Consider the following 23,512-nt stretch of genomic DNA (forward strand, 5'->3'; position numbering starts at 1 on the left):
CCGCAAGCCGCCATGCAAAATCGGCGTGCTTGCGAACCGAGAACGCGCCCCGAACCCCGCCCCACAGCCCAGCCAACCTCACCCCACCCCACCCGGGCCACCCACCGTTCCGGGCCGCTCGCTCGCTTCTCCCCCGTGCTGGAGCGGCCCGGGTCAAGGGTGGCCCGCAGGGCCATCGCCGAAGGCGACGCAAAGCGCCCTTGAGGCGGGCTGCGGAAGCAGGACACTGCAAAGAAGCGAGTGGTCCAACGGCAACCTCGGCAGCGCCGCTCCCCATCCACACTGCCGCCTCGATCACCTAGACCCTGTGCGGTTGGCCACGCCGCTGTGATGGAATCGAACTGCAGCCGCAGTCCAACGACTCGATCGATCCATGCCGGCTCCGGTGGCGTTCGACCTCTCCTTGTCACCTCGCGCAGGCGACAAGGACAGCAGCCCCGGTACGGCTCTCCCATCGACTCGGGCAGGGGGAACTCGGACTGCAATCGACCGGACCGAGCCACGATCGTGAGGCACAGCCGCCTTGAGCACGATGAAGCCGTTGTCGGCCGCCGTCTCGGCACGTATGAGCAGGCAAGCCAGCAAGGACACGGCCGCCGAGCTGGCGGTTCGTCGTCTGCTCCACGCTGCCGGGTTGCGCTACCGCGTGGAGTTCCCGGTGCCGGGAATGGCCCGGCGCCGGATCGACGTGGCCTTCACATCGGTCAAGGTGGCAGTCCTGATCGACGGGTGTTTCTGGCACGGCTGCCCCCAACACGCGACGCAGCCGAAGTCGAACGCAGAGTGGTGGCGCCAGAAGCTGGACCGCAACATGGCGCGTGACGCGGAGACCACCGAGCACCTCGTGGCCGCCGGGTGGGAGGTCCTGCGGTTCTGGGAGCATGAATCGGCGGAGGATGTGGCCCTGCGCGTCGCAGCGGCGGTGACGCGACGGAGGGCCCAACGGGGACGGGGGACGAATTGATGAGCGGGCTGACCTTTGTGGACGTGTGCTCCGGGGCCGGTGGGCTGGCCCTGGGACTGGAGCGGGCCGGCTTCGAGCCGATGCTGCTCCTGGACGAGGACGCTGATGCCTGCCGAACCCTACGGGCCAACCGACCGCACTGGAACGTACTTCAAGGGGACCTTCTGGATCTCGACCCGAGCGAGCACCCGGAGAGTTACGACGTGGACCTGCTGTCCGCGGGACTACCGCGGGTGAAGTCCAACGCCACGGCCGCCCGGGCCGAGTCGGGCGAGGAGGAGCGGCTACTGAAGGCCGCCGTCTACCTCGCCCATGGGGTCAGGCCTCGGGCCATGCTCGTCGAGAATGTGCCCGCCCTCGCGGACTCGGACAGGTTCCACGACTTCCACGAGTTCGCCCGTGCCGAACTGGAGCATCTCGGTTACGAGTTCGGCTGGTTCGTCCTCAACGCCGCCGACTTCGGAGTGCCGCAGGACCGCAAGCAGGGGGTGCTGGTGGCGCTCAAGAAGCGGTGGTTCTCGGCCTTTCGGTCGCCGTCCCCGACCGTGACGGATCATGTGTCGGCCGGCGAAGCCCTGGCGCCCTCCATGCGGTCGCGTGGCTGGAAGGATGCCGACCGCTGGGCGGCCCAGGCGGCCACCGTGGCTCCGACACTGGTCGGCGGGTCGAAAAACCGCGGTGGGGCCGACCTGGGCCCGGCCGGAACCAAGCGGAAGTGGGAGAAGCTGGGAGTAAACGCTCACTCGCTGGGCGACGAGATCCCCGGACGGGACTTCGCGTGGGCGCCGGAACTCGGCAAGGACGCCATGGTGCGGCTCACGGTGGACCAGACAGCCCTGCTCCAGAGCTTCCCGAAGGATTGGGAAATCACCGGAAAGAAGACGGCCCGCTACCGGCAGATCGGCCACGCCTCCCCGCCGCCGGTGGGCGAGGCACTGGGCCTGGCCATCGCCCACGCGCTCCGTTCCTGACCGAAGACTTCCCTGGTCAGGGCAGAAATAGCGAGCTCTCGAACGGCCGCTTGATACGGACGGTACACACCACCCGGCCGGCTACACTTCCTTCTCATGACCCGAGCACCTCACCCGAGCACAAACCAGGATCCACCTGTGATCGTCGATCTCTTCGCGGGACCGGGCGGCCTGGACATCGCGGCCGAGGTGCTCGGAAAACCTGCAATCGGTGTGGAGTGGGAGAAATCAACCCGCGCGACCCGGCACGCCGCCGGTCTCCGCACCACCGAGGTGGGCGACGTGGCGAAGCTGAACCCGCTCGACCCCGAGTTGTGCTCGGCCCGCGTCCTCACCGGAGGTCCGCCCTGCCAGACCTACTCAGTGGCGGGTAACCGGGAGGGACACAAAGCCCTCGACGAGGTGACGGACCTGGCCCAGCTCGTGGGAGACAGCACGACTGTCGGGAAGTTGGAAAAGGCTTGGGCGGAGGTGGAGCGGAGAGCCGTCGAACTGGAATGGGCCGACGAGCGCACCGGGCTCGTTCTCCAACCCCTTCGGTGGATCGTCGAGAAGAAGCTCAAGTCCGATCCCTACGACGTGGTGGTACTGGAGCAGGTCCCCACCGTCCTCCCCGTGTGGAAGAAGTACCGCGAGATCCTTCGCGAGCTCGGGTACGACGCGGAGTGCGAGATTCTGCACACCGAGGAGTACGGGGTGCCACAGACACGGCGCCGCGCGGTGCTGATCGCTCGTTACCAGGGGGACGGCAGAGGCCGAAGTGTCGAGTTCCCGCCGGTGACGCATCAGCGCTATCGCAAGGGGGCGAAGCGCCACTCCGCAGCGCAGAAACCCACGGCCCCGATCCCCGCCCTCCGGCAGAGCCCGCTCTTCGGCGCCCTGGCCTCCCCGTCAGTGAAGCCATGGGTCTCCATGGGCGACGCGCTCAAGGACTCGCGCTCCACAGACTTCGTAGTCCGCTCCAACTACGGGTCGGGGGGTGACCCCAAGAAGCGGGGACTCCGCGCCTCCGACGCGCCAGCGGCCACCGTCACCGGCAAGGTGCGCCGCAACACGGTGCACGACCTCAAGGGCTTCGACGCGAACGGTGAGCCTGAACTGGGTCCGGAACAGGACCGTTTCACGTTCCGCGAGGCCGGACTGCTGCAGACCTTTCCGGCCGAGTACCCCTGGCGAGGCACCGACGTCGCGCAGCAGATCGGCAACGCGATCCCGCCGCTCCTGGCCGTGCACGTCCTGTGTATGGCACTGGAACTGGACGAGAGCCGCAAGGAACGAGCCATCAAGGCGCTGAAGTCCTGGCGCCCTCCCCACCAGTAGGACGAAGGGCTCGCATCAGTCCTCCTCCGGGCCCTCTCGCCGCGTCCACCCGCAGGGAGACCGTTCCGCGCAAGCGCGGGTACGGGAACACCTTCATAACAGCGACTCCCCTTCGCCGGTGCGGAGTTGGATGACGAGACCGCTCAGGCTCGTCCTGACAGCGTGTGTCGTGGGATCGGTCACGCCGCGGAACGTCGCGGTGCGTGCCTCGTCCAAGCGCAGCGCTCCGTCCACCATTTGGCAGTTGTCCACTCCGACAAGTTCGGCCCACGCGATGGTGGGATGCGGGCCGAAGCGCACATCGAACTGCCGCCCACCGCCCACAAACGCGCCACCTCTGTCCTGCGATGCTTCTAAGCGTGCGCCGCCCCGGACCGAGCCCGGTCACGCAACGGCGCCTCTGCGGCGAATCGCTCGAACATCCGCGACAGAGCCTCGCAGGAGGAACGCCGAGCGGTGCCGTCGTCCGGCCCTCCGGGAAGCCGGTCCCACGGAACAGCCGGGGCCGATTCCGCATCGTCGATCCAGTCGGTGAGTGCGTGGTGGTCGGGCGCCTCGTCCGGAGCGATCACCTCGTACATGAGCGTGCTGCCAGCCGTATTGACTGCCGTACAGAGCGCGTTGACCCGATCCCCGAGTCGTGTGGCTCCCTCGTCGGCGAGCCCTTTGAGAACCCGCACCAGGGCCAGTGCGGTGGGCTTGTGATCGATGACAGCGAGCCGGAGCGCCGTGTTGGTCATGTCCTGGTTGCGGCAGGCGATCTCCGCGGGCGTGTAATCGGGCCCGTCACGGAACAACTCGGCGGCCCACCACAGTCGGGCGAAAGCTTGGCTGTAGTGAGGACCTACGAATCTAGCGCTGTTGACCCTCCTGGGCGCGCTGTCGCTGGACTCCCCGGACGGCATGTGCCGCCACAAAACGAAGTCCGGCGCCACGGCCAGGGCCAGGAAGTTCCACAGACCGGGGTTCGCCGCCTCGGCTCGGGTCATCCGCAGGGTCGCGTGCAGCCGAGGCGCCAGCCAGGCATCGGCGTCGGTCCGCGCCGCCTCGAACCTGTGCATCGCCTCCTCGACGATCTCCCGCACCGGGGCGGCGCTCCACCGGACGGAGTCACCCTCGATCGGCGTGCTCGCCCGGAGGATCGCCACCTGCGGCAGGCCGTCCTGTCCCGCGCGTACCCCATGGGTGAGGAAAGCCGTGGCGAGGTGACCGGGGAGCAGCGCGAGCCGTTCGGGGGGCTCGATGCGGTGTCGGCTCATCGGCTCACTTCCTGGGCACGGGTTACGGCACGGATGGCCGCCGTCAGATTCTTGGGCACCTGGCCGCGGCTTCCGGCTGCGAACTGAATCCGCGACTGAACCTCTGCCCATCCTCGGCCGTCACCTCGACGACTGTGGGCCTCGCCCAAGGCCTCGGAGAGGGGCAGCCCGGGAAACACCTCGGGAAGCATGGAGCGCAGCACTGACTCCCGCCATCCACCAGGGAAGCGCGGGGTGCCGTCCTCATCGAATTCGAGGTCGCTCAGCGCGGAGTGGAACATCGTCGCCCAGACCTCTCCCGCGATCTGCGCGGCCACCAGTCCCGCGGTTGCCTTCTCCAATGGGCCACGAGCACCGGACAGCAGCTCGGGAAGACCCTCGAAGGACGTGTTGAGCAGAACGGCCGGCACGTCTCCGGTGGTGTCGATCAACCAAGGCGCATCCATGAACGGCCGCAGCCGCTCCTGCGGACCGTCTCGGAAATCTTCCTCCAGGATCTCCAGATCGCGTTGTCTCGTGGGAGTACGGGCAAGGAGGTCCACGATCCAGGGCGTATCCGTGGTACCGAGGACACGCCCGTCGACTCCACCGTGACTGCCGACGACACTCACGTCCAGGACGGCGCGCGCCACGTGAGTGGAGCGGCGCACTCGGACCTCGCCTCGCCAGTGGGTGTCGTCACGACGGCGTTCCAGGCGACTCACCCTGCGGGTGTTGGTGGCTCCCTCGGACAGTACGGCGACGCACGTGACTCCGGACCAAGGGCCGTCGGCCAATTCGTCCATGGGAAGGGAGACTTCGAGATCGAGTACGCCTTCGGTCCAGTCGTCCCGCTCGATCTGATGAAGGGCGACGACCTGATCGCGTTGGGAGATCAGCGAGAGCTGCAGCGGCTTCCCGTCTATGCTCGCCCCTCGGACGGTGACCTCGATCTTCCCCACCAAGGTCGGGTACGCGTACACGGTGCTCACGCCGAAGCCTCCCGTGCCTGTTGGATGTCCACGATCACACCGGCCATGGCGGCGGCCACCGGGTGGCTGCCGACAGCCGTGACGCCACCGAAGCGCGCCGACCGTACGTCCGGATCGACGAGCAGCCTGCCGTCGACGATCTCGCAGTTCTCCTTCGCGGACAGCTCCGCCCACTCCAATGAAGGACGCCCCCCTGATCGCACATCGAACTTGACCACCGGCAGTAGCTGCCAGCGGTCGTCGCGCTGCGGGACGGACAGCGTCACGTCCAAGGTCCAGGCCCCGTCTCTGTCCACCTTGCCGACGACCCGGTCCACGAGCGGGTGTCCGTGGCCACGACGACCACTCACCGCGGCGGGCGCATCAAGGCGCAGCAGCTTCCGGAGGACCTCGGGTCCGGTCGAACCATGACCGGCAGTCCGGCGACCGATCACGCCCCGCAGCGCAGAGTCCATGGCCGCGTTGAACTCGGTCAGTCGTCGAGGCGCGTTGGCATAGGCGGCGGTAAGTTCCTCCGTCGCTCCCCATCTGTCGTGCTCCGGAGGCTCGGCGGCTCGTAGGAACGCCTCGGCGGCATGCGTCGCCGCGCCGTCGTCGCCGGTGGCGAAACCGGCGAGCAGGACAGCCTGGAAGGGGTCCACTCCCGGACGCAGGCCGCGCGGACGCCGGGCCGTGACAGTCATCCGGGTGCCGCGCATGCAGGTGATACGGCTGTGCTCCTCGTCCATGTCGGCGGCAGGAGTGACCAGGAGCACGGCACGGTGGCTGTGTCCTTCAGCCCTACGCCCGGCGGCCCGCAGCGGCGGGACGACAAGGGCGACCTCCACGGCGGCGACCTGTCCGGTGGCCGTGAGCTCGTCGACCGTCTCGCCGTCGATGTACGCCCGGAGCGCGTGGGTCAGCGCCGGGTGCCGATCGAGCGGATCAACCCGCCGCTCCGGAACCACGAATTCACCATTGCGAAGAGCGCGGACTGATGCTTCCAGCATGGCCGACGTCGAACGACCGGAGGTCATGGCGGCCCAGAAATTGTCGGCCAGCGCCCGACTGAGGGCCCCGTGCAGGTCCTCCAGGGTGTCGTTGTTGCCGGCCGCGTCGTGAGCGCCGACGACGAGGAAGGAAGTTCCCGGATCGTCGCTGTCCCGATCGAGTCGCAGATCGGCGACCACACGCTCGTCCGCCCACCAGGAGCGGGAGACGCCTTCGTGCTCTTTCTCCGTGTCCGGCTCACCGAGCCAGGCAGGTCCGGCGTAGGCGATTCCGTCGACCTCCCGCCAAGGAAGGTCGAGACGTCCGACCACCCGGCGGGCTGTCCGCCCCTCATGCGTCTCGGACAGGGTGCTGTTGATCAGCACCAGACCCAGCCGACTCGCTGCCCACAGGGTGGCCTTCCCCAGCCCGTACGAACCACCGGCCCGGTCGTTGCTTTTGTGACTGTCGAGCTGCCGGCGGACCACAGCGGCGTACCGGCCGTCCCCGTATTCGGGTCCAGTCAGACCCGAGGCGTTGTAGTCATCCACCCGGAGAAGCAGAAGAGAGGAATCCTCGCGCAACGCCCGAAGCCCCTCGGCGAGGACCCGGCCGACCTTCTGCCGGGACCGTGCCGCCGCTGTGTAGTGGGGCTCCAGCTCGTCCCACTTCAGCGCGGAGAGGAAGGAGTGCAGGTGTTCACCGGTCAGCTCATGCAGGGTGAAGCGCACCCGCACCGGACGTCGCGGGTCCAGCCGCTCGTCCAGGGAGTTCTGCGTGACCTCCCGGGCCAGTACAGCCAGGTTCGCATCGAAGGCGAAGGCGGCCGCGTTGCCGTACTCCCGACCGCCGTCGTGGTGGGCGATCCGGTGATACCAGCCGATCGGTCGGGCCGATCCGGCGTCGGCGTCCCTGGTGACAAGGGTGGCGACGTCTGTTTCCAGGATCTCGGCGATCCTGACCATCATCTCCGCCCGCGGCCGTGCCCTGCCGGTGACCCACGCCGACACCGCCGCGCGCGTCAGGTCCAGCTGCTGAGCGAACTCGGCCTGCGACATCCCGCTGCGGCGCAACTGGCGCCCAAGCCAGACGCCGAAGTCCTCGGTGTCCTCCATTGCCCCCACTTCCCCATCGGTTCCAGGCAGCGCCACGGTAGCACCCTGTTTGACGTTGTCGTCACTGTCAAATTTCAATAGACATGTGCGATCGATTCGAGCGCCAGCGGGGTGGATTGAATTTTCTTCTGATCTTCAGATCGGCAGACAAGCCGCATGCTACGGTCCTCCTAGGCAACTCCCTACCTGGCCAAGGCCGTTGAGGATGCGCTTGCTCCGGGGGACGGAGAGCTCTGTCCTCAGACCAGTTGCACAGCTTTCTTTGCATGCGTCATCCAGTCATGGGCGCTCGTTGGCGCGCCCACAGGGAGGGGACCCACATGAACGACGATGAGGCCTGGATGGCTTGGTTCATCAAGGAGTACGACAACACGGAGGATCCTGATCTCCGCGCCGAACTTCTGATGTGCCACGGTATCCACCCCCAGGTTCTGGCGTCGGAGCGGCGGCGTCTCGCCCGCCGCACGCAGAGCCAGCCCACGGAGCAGACGACCACCCCCTTCGTCCCGCCCGTGCCCCGCACGTCCCGTGCCACCCGCCGCCCCACCACCCCTCGGCGCGCCGGTAGCCCCCGCACCTACCAGGTCAAGGTCACTCGCACCAAGAGGATCCGCACGGCCAAGGGAACCGCGACCGTTGTGACCGTGACGACAACGACCTTCACCACGGTCACGACCGTCACCACGGTCACCACCATCAACAGCTGATCCCCCTCCGCTTTTCTCGTAAGCTGTCCTGATTTGCTTCACCGGGGGTGCCGGCGTCATGCATCGGCACCCCCGTTATCCCCCCGCGTGTCCTCGGTTCGTTTCTCTCATTCGAGACAGGTGCCTCATGGCCGACCGGCAGCTCGCCGACCCTACGCTCCCGCCCGTGATCGACACCGTGATCCGACAGTCCTCAACCGTCCTGAAGACGTATCAGGTCGACCCGGGGCTGGTACAGGAGCATGCCAACGGCGAGCGTCGTATCACCCAGGGCGGTTACGGCGAACGGCAGTTGCTCGAACTCGTCCAGAACGCGGCGGACGAGATCGCGGCATCGCCCGGCGGCAAGCTGCACGTCGTCCTGACCGAAACCCACCTCTACTGCGCGAACGAAGGCACTCCGGTCACGCCCGAGGGTGCCGAGACGATCCTGCGCATGAGCGTCTCGCGCAAGCGCGGCGGGCAGATCGGCCGCTTCGGCGTCGGCGTCAAGTCCGTGCTCTCCGTGAGCGACTCGCCCCAGTTCTTCAGCGGGAACGGTGCCTTCGGTTTCGGCTTCGACCGGGACTGGTCCGCAGCCGAGATCGCCAAGGCCATCGGCCGGCAGGGCGACCTCGAACTGGAAACCCCGGTACTCCGCATGGCCCGGCCCCTCGATGTCGAACAGGAGCGTGCCGACGACAACGTACTGGACAAGCTCTTGCGCTGGGCCACCACCGTCGTCCGCCTGCCCCTGATACGCGGTGCCGCCGAGCGTCTCGGACGGGACATCAGCGGGTACAGGAGTCGCAGTGGGCGGGAAACCGAAGCTTTCCCTGCCCACTTCCAGTTGTTCTCCTCCCACGTCGGCCAGGTGCTCCTGCACGACGAGCGCACCATGCCCCCCGCGCGCAGGGAGATCTCGGTCGAACCCAAGGGCATCCACCGCACGCTCAAGGAGGTGGCACGCGGCGCCAAGCAGACCACCGAGCAGTGGAAGGTGTTCTCAGTCGCCCATTCCCCCACCGACGCGGTCTCGGACAGCGCCGGCGAGCTGCACAACCGGCCGGTGCTCGAGATCTCTTGGGCGGTCCCCGAATACACCGTCCGCAACGGGCTGTACACCACGCCCGTCGGCAGGGGGTCGTTCTGGGCGTTCTTCCCGACGAAGTACGTGGTGTCGCTGACCGGCATCCTGAACGCCCCGTGGAAGACAAACGAGGATCGCCAGCACCTTCTCGACGGCAGCCCCTTCAATTGGGAACTGCTGCAGGTCGCGGCCCGGTTGGTGGTCGATACCCTGCCCCAGCTTGTGCCCGCCGAGGACCCCGCAGCCTACCTTCCCCTGCTGCCGGGCCGCACCAAGGAGAAGGCCAACTGGGCTGACGAATATTTTCTCCGGCAGTTCTGGGAGATGGCTGCCCAGCGTCCCTCCCTGCCTGACCAGAACGGGGAACTTCAGGTTCCTCGCGACCTGTTGATCACGCCGTCGAATCTTGACAAGGAATGGGTCCGGATCTGGTCGGAGTACAGCGGCCGCCCCACCAACTGGGTGCACGCATCCGTCGACGCCTCCGACACCGCCCTCCGCCGCGGCAAGATGATGCACATCCTGGATGCGGCCGGGAAGGTGCCAGAGAACGTCAAGGACTGGCTCGAGGCGCTCGTCGCTGACGGCACAGCGGAGGCCTCGTGCCACGCCATTGAGATCCTGTCGCTGATGGTGCTCAAGGATCAGGCCGGAGGCTTGCGTGGGGACTCCCCGCTCACCGCCGAAGCCCGCAAGGCCCGGATCGTGCTGACCGAGGAGCACGGCGTCGTCGCCCCCGTAGCCGGTGAGATCTTCCACCGAACCTCCGCCGACACGCTCCGCGACGACATGGTCTACGTCCACCCGTCGATCTCCGAGCGCCCCGAAATGGCCCGGCATCTGCACAACATCGGCATCAGGGTCGCCGATGCGCAGGGACGGTTCGAGGGTGTCCTCGACCAGGGATTCGACAACTACGACAACAACGCATGGTCGAACTTCTGGATCCTGCTGCGCAGCGCCGGCGGCAGCGCGAACGTCGACCGCATTCGCGCCAAGGTGCCCAGGCCGCTGAAGACGCTGCGCGTCCGTACCATGGACGGTCGTTACAGGCTGATGCGCGACTGCCTCCTGCCCGGACCAGTGGTGCCCCGCGACGGAAGCCGTGACAAGGCCGTCGCCGTCGACCTGGACTTCCACGAGAGTGACAAACCGGTCTTTCGCGACCTCGGGCTGTTCGACCGCCCCACCGGCGGATACCGGCCCCACGAGGAGACGTGGTTCGAGGAATTCCGGCAGGTCATTCACGACCATCACCTCCGCAGTCTGCCGAGCACCGCCCCCCGCCCCAGCATCTCCCGCCTCACCGTCGAGGGCGCTGCGACGTTGGGACCGCTGCACCTTCTGCCCGCCCTGTCCGAGGAGGGCCGCGCTGCCTTCGTGGCGGCTCTGCCGGCATCCGACATCTCGCAGCACTGGCAGATGCAGTACGGAACCACCGCCAGCACCCGCAAGGCGGTCATGTCCCCGCTGCGCTGGATGATCTCCAAGCATGGCCTCGTGAAGACCTCCTTGGGACTGACCCGTGTGTCCGAGGCCGTCGGTCCCCAACTCAAGGCATTCCGTGCCGTGCTCCCTGTTGCCGAGATAGCGGAGGAGACGGCGCGAAGGCTCAAAATGCCCACGACCACCGACGAGGTGCCCACCAAGCGCTGGGGCAAGCTGTTGGACCTGGTGCTCCAGAGCGAGGACGACGCGTTCATCGGTCGCGCGTACGCCCTGCTGCACAGGGTCGGCTTTGAGTTTCCCGAAGACGTGCCCACCCGCTGCCGGGTGGGACCTTCCTGGGAATCACGCCCCGACAACGAGATCGCCGTCGCGATGAGCGCGGTGGAGTTCAAGGAACTCGTCCGTGAGCGACTCCCCGCGCTCCTGGTCACCGACAAGGCGGACGTGGCCACGGCGAAGGAGATGATCGAGGAATGGGGCATGCTCAAGGTCTCCGACGTCGTCAGCAGGGAGATCGAGCCCGTCAAGACCGGGCGGGCCGTGTCCCTGTTCGAGGAGTTCACGACGGTCAAGGCGCGCCTCGGTCAGGCAGGCAGCAGCTACAAGATCCAGCGCTGCTCCGAGCTCGAGCAGGTGGTGCGCACGCCCATGGGCAGCAAGCGGAAGCCGCTCAAGTTCGCGAGGAAGGGCCAGACCCTTTTCGTACTGGACTCCCTCGACCGGCTGCAGGTGCTGCAGGCCGCCGACGAGGAGTTCAAGTGGGGCTTCGGCGCGGCCGGCTGCAGCCAGGCTCTCGCCCTCCAGGACAGGCAGGAGCACGACCAGGCGCTGCTGGGGCGGCTGCGCGCTGTGCGGGAAAGCGAGAGCGTCATCGACAAGATCGCTCTGCTGATCGGTGAGGAGGCCCTGCGTGGCGAACTTCCGCCCGGGCTCATGGAGAGCGAGATCCAGGAGCACGGCGCCGAACCGAGTCCCCGACGCATAGCGGAGATGGCCTTCAACGCCCACGGCGAGGCGATCCTTCGGGTCCACTCCCGGGATCTCGCTCTGGACTTCCCCACCCGCGCACCCAGCTCCTTCACCGGGAACACGAAGGCCTTGCGCTTTGTCACCGACCTCGGGTTCCCGGACTCCTTCGCGGGCGCTCAGGTGCCCTCGCTGGAGCCCCGCCTCGAGGTCGACGGCCCGTCCGAGTTCCCTTCCCTGCACCCCTACCAGGAGGAACTCGCGCAGGCGCTGCTCGCTCTGCTGGAGAACTCGATGCCCCAGCGCGGCATGCTCAGCCTGCCGACCGGATCCGGCAAGACACGAGTCACGGCGGAGGGAGTGATCCGGTGGATCCGTGATCGGGAGGATCTGCCCGGTCCGGTCCTGTGGATCGCCCAGACCGAAGAGCTGTGCGAGCAGGCGGTACAGAGCTGGAAATTCGTCTGGTCGAAGGTGGGTCCCGAGCTTCCCCTGGTCATCAGCCGGCTCTGGGCCTCGAACGAGGCGACCCCCGTCGACGGACGTCCGCACCTGGTCGTCGCCACCGACGCCAAACTGGACAGCTGCCTGGAGAAGGAGGACTACGCCTGGCTGAGGGAGGCTGCCGAACTCGTCATCATCGACGAGGCGCACACCGCGATGTCCCCACGCTACACACGGCTGCTCGAACAACTCGACCTCACGCACCGCCGGACCAGTCGTCACCTGGTCGGACTCACCGCGACCCCGTACCGGAACAACGAGGAACTGACCCGGCTGCTGGTGCAGCGGTTCGGCAACCGCCTCGACACCGGCGTCTTCGACGGCGATCTGTCCGTCGCCATCAAGGGGTTGCAGCAGATCGGTGTCCTGGCCCAGGTCAAGCACCGAGAACTGGTGGGCGCCGACATCGCGCTGACGGCGGACGAGCGTGCCCAGTCCGAGAAATTCTCCACCTTGCCCAAGGGCGCCGAGCAGCGGCTGGCCGAGGACCACGGACGCAGCCAGCGCATCGTCGACGAGATCGCCGCCATGCCCTCCGACTGGCCTGTGCTTGTGTTCGCCACCTCCGTGGCCCACGCGAAGCTACTGGCCGCCAAGCTCGGTGACCGGGACATCAAGGCCGCCGCGATCGACTCGACCACGCCCCCCAATGAACGTCGTAAGCAGATCGACGACTTTCGCAAGGGCAGGATCCAGGTCCTGACCAATTACGGCGTGCTCACCCAAGGCTTCGACGCTCCGGCCACCCGCGTCGTGGTCGTGGCCCGCCCGACGTACAGCCCGAACATCTACCAGCAGATGATCGGACGCGGTCTGCGCGGCCCGAAGAACGGTGGCAAGGAGAGCTGCCTGATCCTGAACGTGCGGGACAACATCACGAACTTCGGTGAGGAACTCGCCTTCACCGAGTTCGAGTACCTGTGGAACGAGGGCCAGTGACCGTCACCCCGCTCACCGAGCATCGGCTCACCGCCGCGCAGCAGGCCGTGGTGGACCAGCCCTGGGACGCCCGGGTGCTGGTCACGGCCGGAGCCGGCGCCGGCAAGACGCACACCCTTGTGCGGCGGCTCGACGTGTTGGTGGAGCGCGAGGGACTGGAGGCCGGCGAGATCCTGGTGCTCAGCTTTTCCCGTGCCGCCGTGCGCGAACTCACCGAGCGGATCGAGCGGCATGCCGCCGCCGCGCAGCGGATTCGCGTGCAGACCTTCGACGCCTGGGCCGCAGCCCTGCTCAACCGCGCCTACCCGGACACGGACTGGGGCACGTACACCTTCGACGAGCGCATCGAGGCCGCCACCGACGCGATCGACAAGGGGGCGGTCGAGGGCGGCGAGTACCTGCCGGCCCATGTGGTGATCGATGAGGTTCAGGACCTCGTGGGTGTCCGTCGGGAGATGGTCGAGGCACTGCTCGACCGATTCCAGGAGAACAGCGGCTTCACCGTCGTGGGTGATTCGGCTCAGGCCGTGTACGGATTCCAGGTGTCCGATCCGGATCAGCGGGCCGAGGAGACCGACCGCTTCCTGGCCTGGGTGCGTGCCACCTTCGGTGAGGATCTGGTGGAGCTCCACCTGGGCGACAACTTCCGGGCCCGCAGCGAGGCCGCCCGGATGGCCCTGCCCTACGGTGCCCAGTTGCAGCGGCTGCCCCGCGATCGGGCCGAGGCCGCCGCCGAGGCCGAGCGTATCCACGGCGACCTGCGTGCTCTGCTGCTCTCGGCACCGAACTTCGGCAGCCTGGAGGACGAGTTCGTGCGGGCAGCGCTGCGCGACTATCCCGACACCACCACCATCCTGTGCCGCGACAACGGCCAGGCATTGACGTTGTCCGGCATGTTGGCCGACGCCGATGTCCCCCACACACTGCAGCGGTCGGCGCGCGAGCGCTCGGCCCCTGTGTGGATCGCCGAACTCCTCGCCTCGACCGGCGCGTCCACTCTGAGCCGGGAGCGCTTCGAAGAGCTGCTGGTCGACCTGCGGGTCCCTGACGGCAGCACACCGGAGGCGTTGTGGCGGTCGGTGCGCAAGGTAGCGCGGGGCAGCGGTCGCGGCACCCTCGATGTCGTCGGGCTGCACCGGGCGCTCGCCGAGGGCCGGCTGCCCGACGAGCTCACCGCGGCGCAGCCGTCCTCGCTCGTGATCTCGACCGTGCACCGTGCCAAGGGCCTGGAGTTCGACCGGGTCCTGATCGTCGAACCACGCGTGCTGAAGGAGCCGGCCCAAGTCCGGAAGAAGAAGTACGACTACGACCCGGCGGCGGAAGCCCGGCTGCTGTATGTGGCCATGACCCGGGCCCGGGATGATCTGTACGTCCTGGACGCCCCCAACTCGTGGCTCCTCCGCAAGGACAAGAGGATCGACCGTTGGTACCTGGGCGGTCGCAGCACCTGGGCCCGCAACGGCATCGAGCTGATCGGCTCGGACGTGTCCCACGAGCAGCCTCCGGGCACGGAGGGAATTGACCAGGATGCTGCGGAGGTGTCTCGGTACCTCACGACCGACGTCACCGCCGGTGCCGAGGCGGAGCTCGTACTGCTGCACGGCATCCCCGTCGCCGCCGACCAGTCCCCGCCGTACGCGGTGGTGGTCGGCGGGCGACGAATCGCGGTGGTGTCGGAGCGCTTCCGCACCGACCTGCACCGAATGCTGCGCCGCACCGCGCACTCGGGGGTCGATCGCTGGCCGCCGCTGATCACCGGTCTGCGAGTCGAATGCGTGGAAAGCGTGGCGGGCAGTCCTGCGGCGACCGAGGCGGCCGGACTGGGTACGCACGGCGCGTGGGTCGCACCCCGGTTGTGTGGTCTGGGGCGTTTCCACTGGAACGCGGACGAACCGGAAGGGGACTGAGGATGAGCGGGTCGACTCACCAGGCGCATTACGAGGTACGCGACTCGCTCCTCGACGCCCTGCGGCAGGACCTTCTCGGTCCCGTGGGTGGTGAGGACGAGGTTCTCACCGACGATGCGCCGATCACCATGTACCCGGTCGGTGTGCTCTTCCCACGCTCGCGGCCGGACCGGTCCGGTGTCCTGCCCCAGAGTGGCCTGGCCGAGCCGGGTGAGCTGGAGTCCGAGCGGGACGGGCTCGACGCGGTGTCGCTCGGCACCCGTCGGGACGTCGAGGAAGGACCCGGCGATCTGGGCGTCTCGCTGGCCAACGTCCGGATGCCGTCGTCCATCGGTCTGACATTCGCCGTGGACCCGACCGTGTCCGCGCGGATTCGGTTGACCGTACACACTGCCGTCTACAATCCCGAGGACGCCGAGGGGAATCCGGTGTCCGCGAAGCGGACCGAGGCACGAAGCACGAAGGCCCAGCGGGAGCATTGGCGTCGTTCCGCCCTGCGGATCGAGCCCGTCGACGTGGACGTCACACAGCCCGGCCTGCTCGACCCCTTCGATCTCCATCCCGGGCTGGAGCTGCGTGTGTTGGTCCGCCCCCGGTCCGAGTCGGACGGGACGGTGATCGTGACGGCCACGGTCGTCAACAGCCTGGAGGTCGGCCAGTTCGACCTCCGGGACGCGCACTGCTTCTACCAACCGGAGCTGATCGTCACCGCTGAGGACGGCAGCAGCCCGGTGTTCGTGGCACGGCCGACAGCACTGGACGCGGTCGACTCGGAACACGCGCTGAGCCGCCTCCTGTACCGCCATGCGCCGAGCTTCGCCACCGGCCATGGCTGCGCGGCGCATTGGGACTGGCCGCTACCTCCGGTGGGATCCGTATCGATGGATCCTCCGACCGTCACCACCCTGCGAACCGAGTTCGTCCCCTCCCACGAGGTGCTGCTGACAGACTCCAACCCGGAGATCGACGACAAGGCACTGACCATGTACCGGCTGGGAACCGACCCGGCCCACGAAGCCGTATCGGCCCTTCGCGCCTTGCTGAGCGGATACGAGCGGTGGATCGAGACCCAGGAGGGTCAGGCCCGCCTGCTGCAAGGCACGGAGTACGGCGAAATCGCGGTCGATCAGGTCCAGCTTTGCAAACGAGCACTGCGCCGAATGCATGAAGGCGTGGATCTGCTGGAGGACCCCGATCGGCCGGAGATTCTGCACGCGTTCCAGCTGGCGAACCTCGCGATGGCCGACCAGCGGGCACGTACCGCGTGGATCAAGGGCGGCAGGTCAGGCGAGCCGGACAGCCAGGCCGGGCGGTGGCGGCCCTTCCAGATCGCCTTCATCCTGCTCTGCCTGGCCGGGATCGTCGCTCCGGACCACGAAGACCGAAAGGTCTCCGACCTGCTGTGGTTCCCCACTGGTGGTGGCAAGACGGAGGCGTACCTCGGCCTGATCGCCTTCACCACCTTCCTGAGGCGCCTGCGTGACGGGGAGGCCGGGGCCGGCGTCACGGTGCTCATGCGCTACACGCTCCGACTGCTCACCCTCCAACAGTTCGAGCGCGCCGCGGCGCTCATCTGCGCGATGGAACTCCTACGGGCAGCCGATCCGGGACGTCTGGGGCGCGAGGAGATCTCCATCGGCATGTGGGTGGGTCGTTCGGCGACCCCCAACACGCTGGCTGTCGCCGCGAGCAAGCTGGCCGATCTCGCGCGCAACGAGAGTTTCCAGTTGGAGACTGAGAACCCGGTCCAATTGCGCAACTGCCCTTGGTGCGGCGAATCGTTGCGGGCGGCGGACTACTCGGTCGATGTAAGCGCTGTACGCATGACCGTCGACTGCCCGTCCGGCACGTGCGACTTCCACTGGCAGGGACTGCCGGTACACCTCATCGACGAAGCCGTCTACGCCCATCGTCCGACCTTGGTCATCGCAACGGTCGACAAGTTCGCTTCGATGCCGTGGCGACCCGCGTCGTCGGCCCTGTTCAACCGGGACGTGGACGGAGTGCGACCGCCCGAGCTCATCGTCCAGGATGAGCTCCATCTGATCTCGGGCCCGCTCGGCACGCTGACCGGCCTGTACGAGGCGGCCGTGGACGCCTTGGCGGATCGCCCCAAGGTCATCGCCTCGACCGCGACCATCCGACGCGCCGACGAGCAGGGCGCCCGACTGTTCGCCCGTTCGGTGGAGCAGTTTCCGCCCTCGGGCCTCGACTCCCGAGATTCCTGGTTCGCCGTGGAGACGCCACGGGAGCGGAAGGCTGCCCGCCGCTACGTCGGCCTGCTGACCTCCAGCACCAGCCAGGCCACGCTGCTGATCCGGGTGTACGCGTCGCTGCTCCATCGGGCGCACACCCATGACGCGCCGCCTGAGGTGAAGGACGCGTATTGGACCCTTGTCGGCTACTTCAACAGCCTGCGATTGCTCTCGGCGGCGGAGCTCCAAGTCCTCGACGACGTCCAGGAGCGCCTGGGACACCTCGCGGTGCGGGACGGGGTCAAGGCACGTCGCGCCGACGCCCTCACGGAGTTGAGCAGCCGGGCGAATTCCAGCGACATCTCCCGCCGACTCAAGGCCGTGGAACGACAGCTCCCGATGCCGGACGTACTGGACGTGCTGCTCGCCACCAACATGATCTCCGTGGGAGTCGATGTGGACCGACTGGGGCTGATGGCAGTGATGGGTCAGCCGCAGACCACTGCCGAGTACATCCAGGCGACGAGCCGGGTCGGCCGGCAACACCCCGGCTTCGTGGCGGTCATGCTCAACTCCACTCGCTCCCGGGACCGTTCACACTACGAGGACTTCCAAAGCTTTCACTCCGCCCTGTACCGCGAGGTGGAGTCCACCAGCGTGACCCCCTTCTCCGCCCGGGCCCGCGACCGGGGACTGCACGCCGTGGTGGTGGCTCTGGCTCGGCTGATGCTGCCGGCCGCACGCGACAACGACGCGGCAGCGCGCGTGGAGGACTTCGTGATCGACCTCCGCGAGAAGGTCGGTACCGTCCTGCTCGAACGGGTGAGGGCAGTCGAGCCGGCCGAACTCGAGGCCACCACCGCGGCCTTTGACGAATTCGTCGAATGGTGGCAGGCCGAGGCGCTGGAAAGCCCGAACCTCGTGTACGAGGCTCCGCGTGGCTCCCGCGTGCCCGCCCTGTTGGCCAACTACGACGACGAGTCAGTCGATGCCTCGCCGTGGAAGACACTGTGGAGTCTGCGCGACGTCGACGCCTCGTCCACCTTCTTCGAGGAGCGCTGAACCATGAGCCCCGCCCCGCCCCGCACCCGTCGCCGCGGCCTCCCGTCGGCACCGGCACGTACCGCCCGCAAGCTCGGAGAGATCCGCCGGGCCCAGCTCATCACGACGTACGGCGTTGGAGCCATGATCGCGGTGGAGAACGAGTCCTTCCTCGTCCGCGGCATCGACTCGTGGGACATCTCCGAGGCTCCCATCATCTCGGAGCCTCGTCTGGCCTGGCAGTTGGGCGTCTCCGGCTTCCGGATGCCACCGGCTCCCGATCCCGACAAGGCCCGGGACGGCGTACGGGCAGTGCGCTTCCCGGAAATGTACTCCTGCCCCCACTGCCATCAACTGCAGCCCTTCCGCAAGTTCAACTCGCCCGTCGGTCGGGCCGAGTGCTCGACCTGTCAGGAAAACCTGGTCCCGTCCCGCTTCGTGATCGCGTGCACGCACGGCCATCTGGAGGACTTCCCCTACTGGAAGTGGGTCCATCGGGGCAACCGGACGACGTCCGGGGCCTGCGGGGGGCAACTGACGTTCCGGGCCGACGGCTCGACCGCATCGCTGCGTGCCGTGTTGATCGGTTGCAGTTGTGGGGTGGAGGAGGTGTCCATGGAGGGGTCGTTCCGACGGCAGGCCCTCAAAGACCTCGGCATCCGGTGCGCCGGCCGTCGCCCCTGGCTCAAGGACGCTCCCGCCGAGAGTTGCCAGGAGCCACCGCGCACCCTCCAGCGCGGTTCCTCCTCGGTGTGGTTCCCGGTCATGTACTCGGCTCTTTCCATCCCCCCATGGAGCCAGGGCATCGCCAAGATCGTCGCGCCGTACTACGAAATCTTCAAGCATGAGGATGCCGCGTCCATAAAGGCGTACGTGCGCATGCAGAAACTGCTGCGTCACCACCCGGAGTACACCGGGAACGACGTGGTGGCCGAGGTGGAGCGGAGGCGCACGGCCGAGGCCGCCGCGACGGAGCCGGCCGATGGTACGGAGATCGCCAAGCGCGCACGCAACTACCGACAGGAGATCTACGAGGGCGAGTACCAGAGCCTGTCCACGCCGCACCCCGAGGTCGCGGACCAGGAGCAAGAGTTCGTCTGCGAGCCCCCCACAACCCCGATCGGCGCTCTGCTCTCGTCCCATGGCCTGGCTCAGGTAATGCTGGTCAAACGGCTGCGCGAGGTGCGGGCACTGCAGTCGTTCCGGCGCGTGGAGGAACCGAGTCCGGCGGACTCCCCACTGCGCGAGGCCGTGATCTCGCTGGACCGGCCGAGTTGGCTGCCGGCTTTCGAAGTGAGCGGTGAAGGGGTCTTCGTTCGTCTCGACCCTGAGCGGCTGCGAGTCTGGGAGCAGGAACCGGGGCAAGTCGCTCGCGCCGCCCGGATCCGGGAAAATCACGAGAGGCTGCTGTCAGCACGTATTGGCGACTCGGACAAGCCGGTTCCGCCCTCACCTGTCACGCCCCGTTTTCTCCTTCTGCATGCCCTGGCACACATACTGATCAACGAATGGAGTCTGGACGGCGGTTACCCGGCAGCTTCCCTTCGCGAGCGGATCTACGGCGAGCAAGACATGGCAGGCGTACTCGTCTACACGGCCACCAGCGACTCCGCCGGCAGCCTGGGCGGTGTCGTCGCCCAGGGTGAACCGAACCGTCTCGAAGCCTCGCTCCGGGCTGCCCTGCACAGAGCGAGCTGGTGCTCGAACGACCCCCTTTGCATGGAGTCCGAGTCGAGCGGCGCGGACAGCCTGAACGTGGCCGCCTGCCATGCCTGTCTGCTGCTCCCCGAGACGAGCTGCGAGAACAACAACATCCTGCTCGACCGGGCAGCCCTCGTCGGGACACCGGACGGTCAAGTACCAGGCTTCTTCACTCGCTGACGCCCTGACCGGCACGTGCGCCGGCCACCGGATCGGCTCAGATCACTGGCGTGCACGAATCTGCGCCTCATAGTGACTCTGATAGTCAAGCAGGGCCTCAGCTCGCATGACACCAGGCGCCGCGACATGGCCGTGCGACGACGTGAGCTTCGTCGACAGCTCGCACCACGTCACCTTCCGGTCAGCGAGGAGTTGAACGCCCCAACGATCTGCGGTGAAGGTGATGAGCTCCATACCTCGCCCTGACTCAGAGCTGACGTCCTCATTGAGAAGCGTGGGCAGAGCGCGCGTGTCGGGGTCATGGACCTCGATCCGAAGACGCGTGCCCTTCATCGAGATTGCGAGGGTGGTGGGGGTGCCGGGACCGACGTGAGTGATCACGTTGGAGACGAGCTCGCTGACGCAGAGTTGGGCGGCGTCGATGACTTCGTCCAAGCCCCAGAGTCCAAGGTGGATCCGCAGTACACGCCGCAGGTCTGCCACTTTCTCGGGCTCCGCCAGAAAGTGAAGGTCCCACGGCTTTCGTGACATACATGCTTCCCGGATCACGAAGACCCCTCTCGTCGCATGCCGTCTCCCCTGACCCCACATGATCAGCGGAGCGTTGCACGCACTCACAGCGAGTTGCGTCTCGGGAAGGATGGACTGAGCGCATCCCTTCATGCAATGTGCACAGCGGGATTCCCACTTCTGAGTGATTGGCAAGCCAGCCCCTTGGCGCAAGACTGAACGCCCGCTATCCGAAAGAAGGTTGAAGTGGCCGGTTCTCCGACGGCGCGCCGTCGCCGTCTCTCGATCGAGTTGAAGAAGCTCCGCGAGAAGAGCGCGCTCACCTGCGCCCAGGTCGGCGCAGCACTGGACTGGAGCGGCTCCAAGGTCAACCGGATGGAGACGGGTAGCGGTCGGGTCCAACCGTCCGACATCGACGCGCTGTGTCGGTTCTACGGCACGAGCGACGAACTGCGCGAGTTCCTCAAATCACTGGCGCGACAGGCCAGGACACGCGGCTGGTGGCAGACTCACAGCGCAGGAGTTCCGGAGTGGTTCAGCATCTACATCGGCTTGGAGCAGGACGCCTCCACACTCCGTCAGTACCAGTGCGAACTACTACCCGGTCTCATGCAGATCGAGGCATACGCCCAAGAACTTCACACCACGGGTGCATACATGTCGCCCCAGGACATCGACAGAGCCGTACGTGTACGCATGGAGCGGCAGGCCATGCTGACTCACCCGAACGCCCCCGACGCCTGGTTCATCGTGAACGAAGGTGCTGTGCGCAACGTCATCGGGGATCGGGCACTGATGCGACAACAGCTCGAACGTGTCCTGGAGTCTGCCGAATTGCCGACCGTGACCGTGCAGGTGCTTCCCTTCGACTCGGGCACTTGCCCAGCCACGGGATCATTCACCATGCTCGGCTTCCCCGCCCCGGAAGACCCGGACCTAGTGTATCGGGATGGCATCACCGATGCTGTCTACCTGGAAGGCGAGCATCATGTTCGGGAGTACACAAGGGCATTCGACGGCTTGCGGGCCGCGGCCTTGAGCCCTCGACGTTCCGCCCAGTTGATCGAGTCTGTTCTGAAGGAATTCGCCAGGTGAGCATTGCAGAGTCCGGTGTCAACGGCCGTCTGGCGTGGTTCACGTCGTCGTACAGCAACGGCGCGGGAGGGGAATGCGTCCAGTGTGCGCTGGCCGTCAGCGGCGCCCGGGTGCGGGACTCGAAGCAACCGGGAGGTCCTGTGGTCGCCGTTGGAATCGGAGCTTGGCTCTCCTTCGTCGATGCCATGAAGCAGGACACCAACGGTTGACGCGACGCCACAACGACCCGGCAAGCCTCCTCAAATGCGACCGTCGGCGTCGTGTTCGAGGGTGCCCAGGACGGCGCGTGCGGCATATGGCTCCGCGACGCCTCCAGTCACCAAGTGGCGACAGTTGCCGCGTAGTGCTCCGACAGAGCACGCCGGTCGATCAGCTCCGGGGTCGGTATTCGTATGGGGGTGCCGTCCAATTCGCTGTAGCCGGCGTAGCCGCCGAGGCTCGGAGCAACCTGGACGATGAAGTCATCGGATCTGATCGCCAAGAGTCCGCTGTCGAAGAGGCGATGAATGTCCGAGCGAAAGAGGAGGCCTTGCTCAACTCTGTGCTGCTCCGTGATCGCGAAGGAACGGAGATGCGCGGCCTCGAGAACTTCTGCAGGGGCCGGCCCCGTGACCGCACAGATCATCCCGTATCTGCGGACCAGCGCCCGGCGGAACGCGTCCTGCCCGCGTCGCACTGCAACCGTTGTGCGCCAGCGCCCGCCGGGCAGCTCGAACGGACGAGACCATGCGTCGACAGATGCCGGTCTCCTGCGGGGAAGTCGTATGCCCCTGGAGGCGACGGCCGCAAGGATCCCGGAATAATCCATGGCTTTGATCGACTGTTGGTCGGACCTGCTCAAGCTGAGCTCGGAGAGCAAGGCCCTTTCGAGGCAACCCTCGAGCGCCTGCCAGGTTCCTCCGTAGTGGGCCCTGTAGGACGTCACCTTTATCGTTTCTGCGGAGGGGCGGTCGAATGCCATTCCGCACGGACTGCACCTGAATCGGGGACGCATTGAGGTCCGCTCCTTGAAGCCGGTGCTCCCGCAGCCAGGACACCTGCTCCGGAGTTTCTCTCGGTTCGGAAGGATCTCCAACTGCTCGACATAGCCGATGCCGAGAGCTTCTCGACTGCTTCGAATCACGACAAGATCGCCCAGTGCGACACGCCGATGGTTGCCCACCGTCGAGTCGTAGCTGTAGGACTCCTCAACGACGTCCTCGTAACCGGCGTTACCTTGGAACTGCCGTTCCTCGCCTGCGATCAGGAACGACCAAGCTCTGCCGACCGCTTCCCCCGTGCTGATCATTGTCTCGTCCATGACACGATCTTAGGAGTCCACACTGACAGCGGGCTCGGGGACCCGCGCGCCCGGTACGGCCAGTTGGGCGAGCCGGCATCCACTCCTCCAGGAGACTCGGCGACACCTTGGTGGGGCGTTCGGTATCCGGGTATGCCGTGCGAGCCGCGAGGTCGCCGCCAACGGCACGGTTGCCTGCGAGCGAGCGTGCATGGACGGGGAACGGCCGACGATGCGGCCCTCCGCGGAGCCGTCAGGGCGTCCGTATCGAAGGCGCGCCAACCGCGGCTGAAAGTCCGCTGCCCGCCCGTCGCCCTGCAGTGCGCAGGCGCACGCGCGTCGACGGGGTAAGCTGACCACGGCCGCACGGGAGCGTTCTTGGTCACACTTGATTGCCTTCG

General features: G+C 67.0%; 14 protein-coding genes and 1 pseudogene. 10 read left to right on the top strand and 5 right to left on the bottom strand.

Going from position 1 to position 23,512, the window contains the following annotated elements; genetic code table 11:
- The first annotated feature begins 565 nt into the window (after nt 1-565).
- From OG272_RS18660 to OG272_RS18670, 3 genes are all read left to right on the top strand, one after another.
- Nucleotides 566-964, top strand: coding sequence for a very short patch repair endonuclease (locus tag OG272_RS18660; RefSeq protein ID WP_405896034.1), 399 nt, complete (start codon nt 566-568; stop codon nt 962-964).
- Nucleotides 964-1,935: a DNA cytosine methyltransferase gene (locus OG272_RS18665; protein WP_405894096.1), complete on the top strand. Its 972-nt coding sequence runs from the start codon at nt 964-966 to the stop codon at nt 1,933-1,935. Before OG272_RS18660 ends, OG272_RS18665 begins: the two co-directional genes overlap by 1 nt.
- Before the next feature lie 138 nt (nt 1,936-2,073).
- Nucleotides 2,074-3,255, top strand: a complete 1,182-nt coding sequence (locus tag OG272_RS18670) for a DNA cytosine methyltransferase (protein WP_405894097.1) — start codon at nt 2,074-2,076, stop codon at nt 3,253-3,255.
- A 353-nt stretch (nt 3,256-3,608) separates the two neighbouring features.
- On the opposite strand, the gene OG272_RS18675 is transcribed toward OG272_RS18670, so the two are convergent.
- From OG272_RS18675 to OG272_RS18685, 3 genes are read right to left on the bottom strand one after another with little or no spacing between them, the layout of a single operon-like run.
- Nucleotides 3,609-4,514, bottom strand: coding sequence for a DUF6339 family protein (locus OG272_RS18675; RefSeq protein ID WP_405894098.1), 906 nt, complete (start codon nt 4,512-4,514; stop codon nt 3,609-3,611).
- Nucleotides 4,511-5,485, bottom strand: coding sequence for a hypothetical protein (locus OG272_RS18680; RefSeq protein WP_405894099.1), 975 nt, complete (start codon nt 5,483-5,485; stop codon nt 4,511-4,513). Before OG272_RS18680 ends, OG272_RS18675 begins: the two co-directional genes overlap by 4 nt.
- Nucleotides 5,482-7,569 carry a helix-turn-helix domain-containing protein gene (locus OG272_RS18685; RefSeq protein ID WP_405894100.1) on the bottom strand — a complete coding sequence of 696 codons (2,088 nt, stop codon included), beginning with the start codon at nt 7,567-7,569 and terminating at the stop codon, nt 5,482-5,484. The genes OG272_RS18680 and OG272_RS18685 overlap by 4 nt, the downstream gene beginning before the upstream one ends.
- Before the next feature lie 320 nt (nt 7,570-7,889).
- Between OG272_RS18685 and OG272_RS18690 the strand changes: the two genes are divergently transcribed.
- The 5 genes from OG272_RS18690 (at nt 7,890) to drmB (ending at nt 20,227) form a co-directional block, all read left to right on the top strand.
- Nucleotides 7,890-8,276 carry a hypothetical protein gene (locus tag OG272_RS18690; RefSeq protein WP_405894101.1) on the top strand — a complete coding sequence of 129 codons (387 nt, stop codon included), beginning with the start codon at nt 7,890-7,892 and terminating at the stop codon, nt 8,274-8,276.
- Nucleotides 8,277-8,403: 127 nt separating this feature from the next.
- The gene (locus OG272_RS18695) at nt 8,404-13,203 is read left to right on the top strand and encodes a DEAD/DEAH box helicase (RefSeq protein WP_405894102.1); all 4,800 of its coding nucleotides are present in this window, start codon (nt 8,404-8,406) and stop codon (nt 13,201-13,203) included.
- Nucleotides 13,200-15,110, top strand: coding sequence for a UvrD-helicase domain-containing protein (locus OG272_RS18700; protein WP_405894103.1), 1,911 nt, complete (start codon nt 13,200-13,202; stop codon nt 15,108-15,110). The genes OG272_RS18695 and OG272_RS18700 overlap by 4 nt, the downstream gene beginning before the upstream one ends.
- Before the next feature lie 2 nt (nt 15,111-15,112).
- Complete coding sequence (locus OG272_RS18705; protein ID WP_405894104.1) at nt 15,113-18,367, top strand: helicase-related protein; 3,255 nt, start codon at nt 15,113-15,115, stop codon at nt 18,365-18,367.
- A 3-nt stretch (nt 18,368-18,370) separates the two neighbouring features.
- Nucleotides 18,371-20,227, top strand: coding sequence for a DrmB family protein (gene drmB, locus OG272_RS18710; protein WP_405894106.1), 1,857 nt, complete (start codon nt 18,371-18,373; stop codon nt 20,225-20,227).
- A gap of 87 nt (nt 20,228-20,314) precedes the next feature.
- Here the strand turns inward: drmB and OG272_RS18715 are convergent.
- Nucleotides 20,315-20,758 (bottom strand): annotated as a pseudogene (locus OG272_RS18715) (ATP-binding protein); the annotation flags it as partial.
- A gap of 225 nt (nt 20,759-20,983) precedes the next feature.
- Here OG272_RS18715 and OG272_RS18720 point away from each other — a divergent pair.
- A complete protein-coding gene (locus OG272_RS18720; protein ID WP_405894107.1) occupies nt 20,984-21,832 on the top strand; it encodes a helix-turn-helix domain-containing protein in 849 nt (282 codons plus the stop codon).
- On the top strand, nt 21,829-22,041 hold the full coding sequence (locus tag OG272_RS18725; RefSeq protein WP_405894108.1) for a DUF397 domain-containing protein: 213 nt from the start codon (nt 21,829-21,831) through the stop codon (nt 22,039-22,041). The genes OG272_RS18720 and OG272_RS18725 overlap by 4 nt, the downstream gene beginning before the upstream one ends.
- A gap of 107 nt (nt 22,042-22,148) precedes the next feature.
- Here the strand turns inward: OG272_RS18725 and OG272_RS18730 are convergent, their stop codons facing one another.
- Nucleotides 22,149-23,132 (bottom strand): HNH endonuclease, encoded by a 984-nt coding sequence (locus OG272_RS18730; RefSeq protein WP_405894110.1) that lies wholly within the window; start codon nt 23,130-23,132, stop codon nt 22,149-22,151.
- Nucleotides 23,133-23,512: the final 380 nt, after the last annotated feature.

It is taken from the genome of Streptomyces sp. NBC_00104 (assembly GCF_045160825.1).
Lineage (GTDB): Bacteria > Actinomycetota > Actinomycetes > Streptomycetales > Streptomycetaceae > Streptomyces.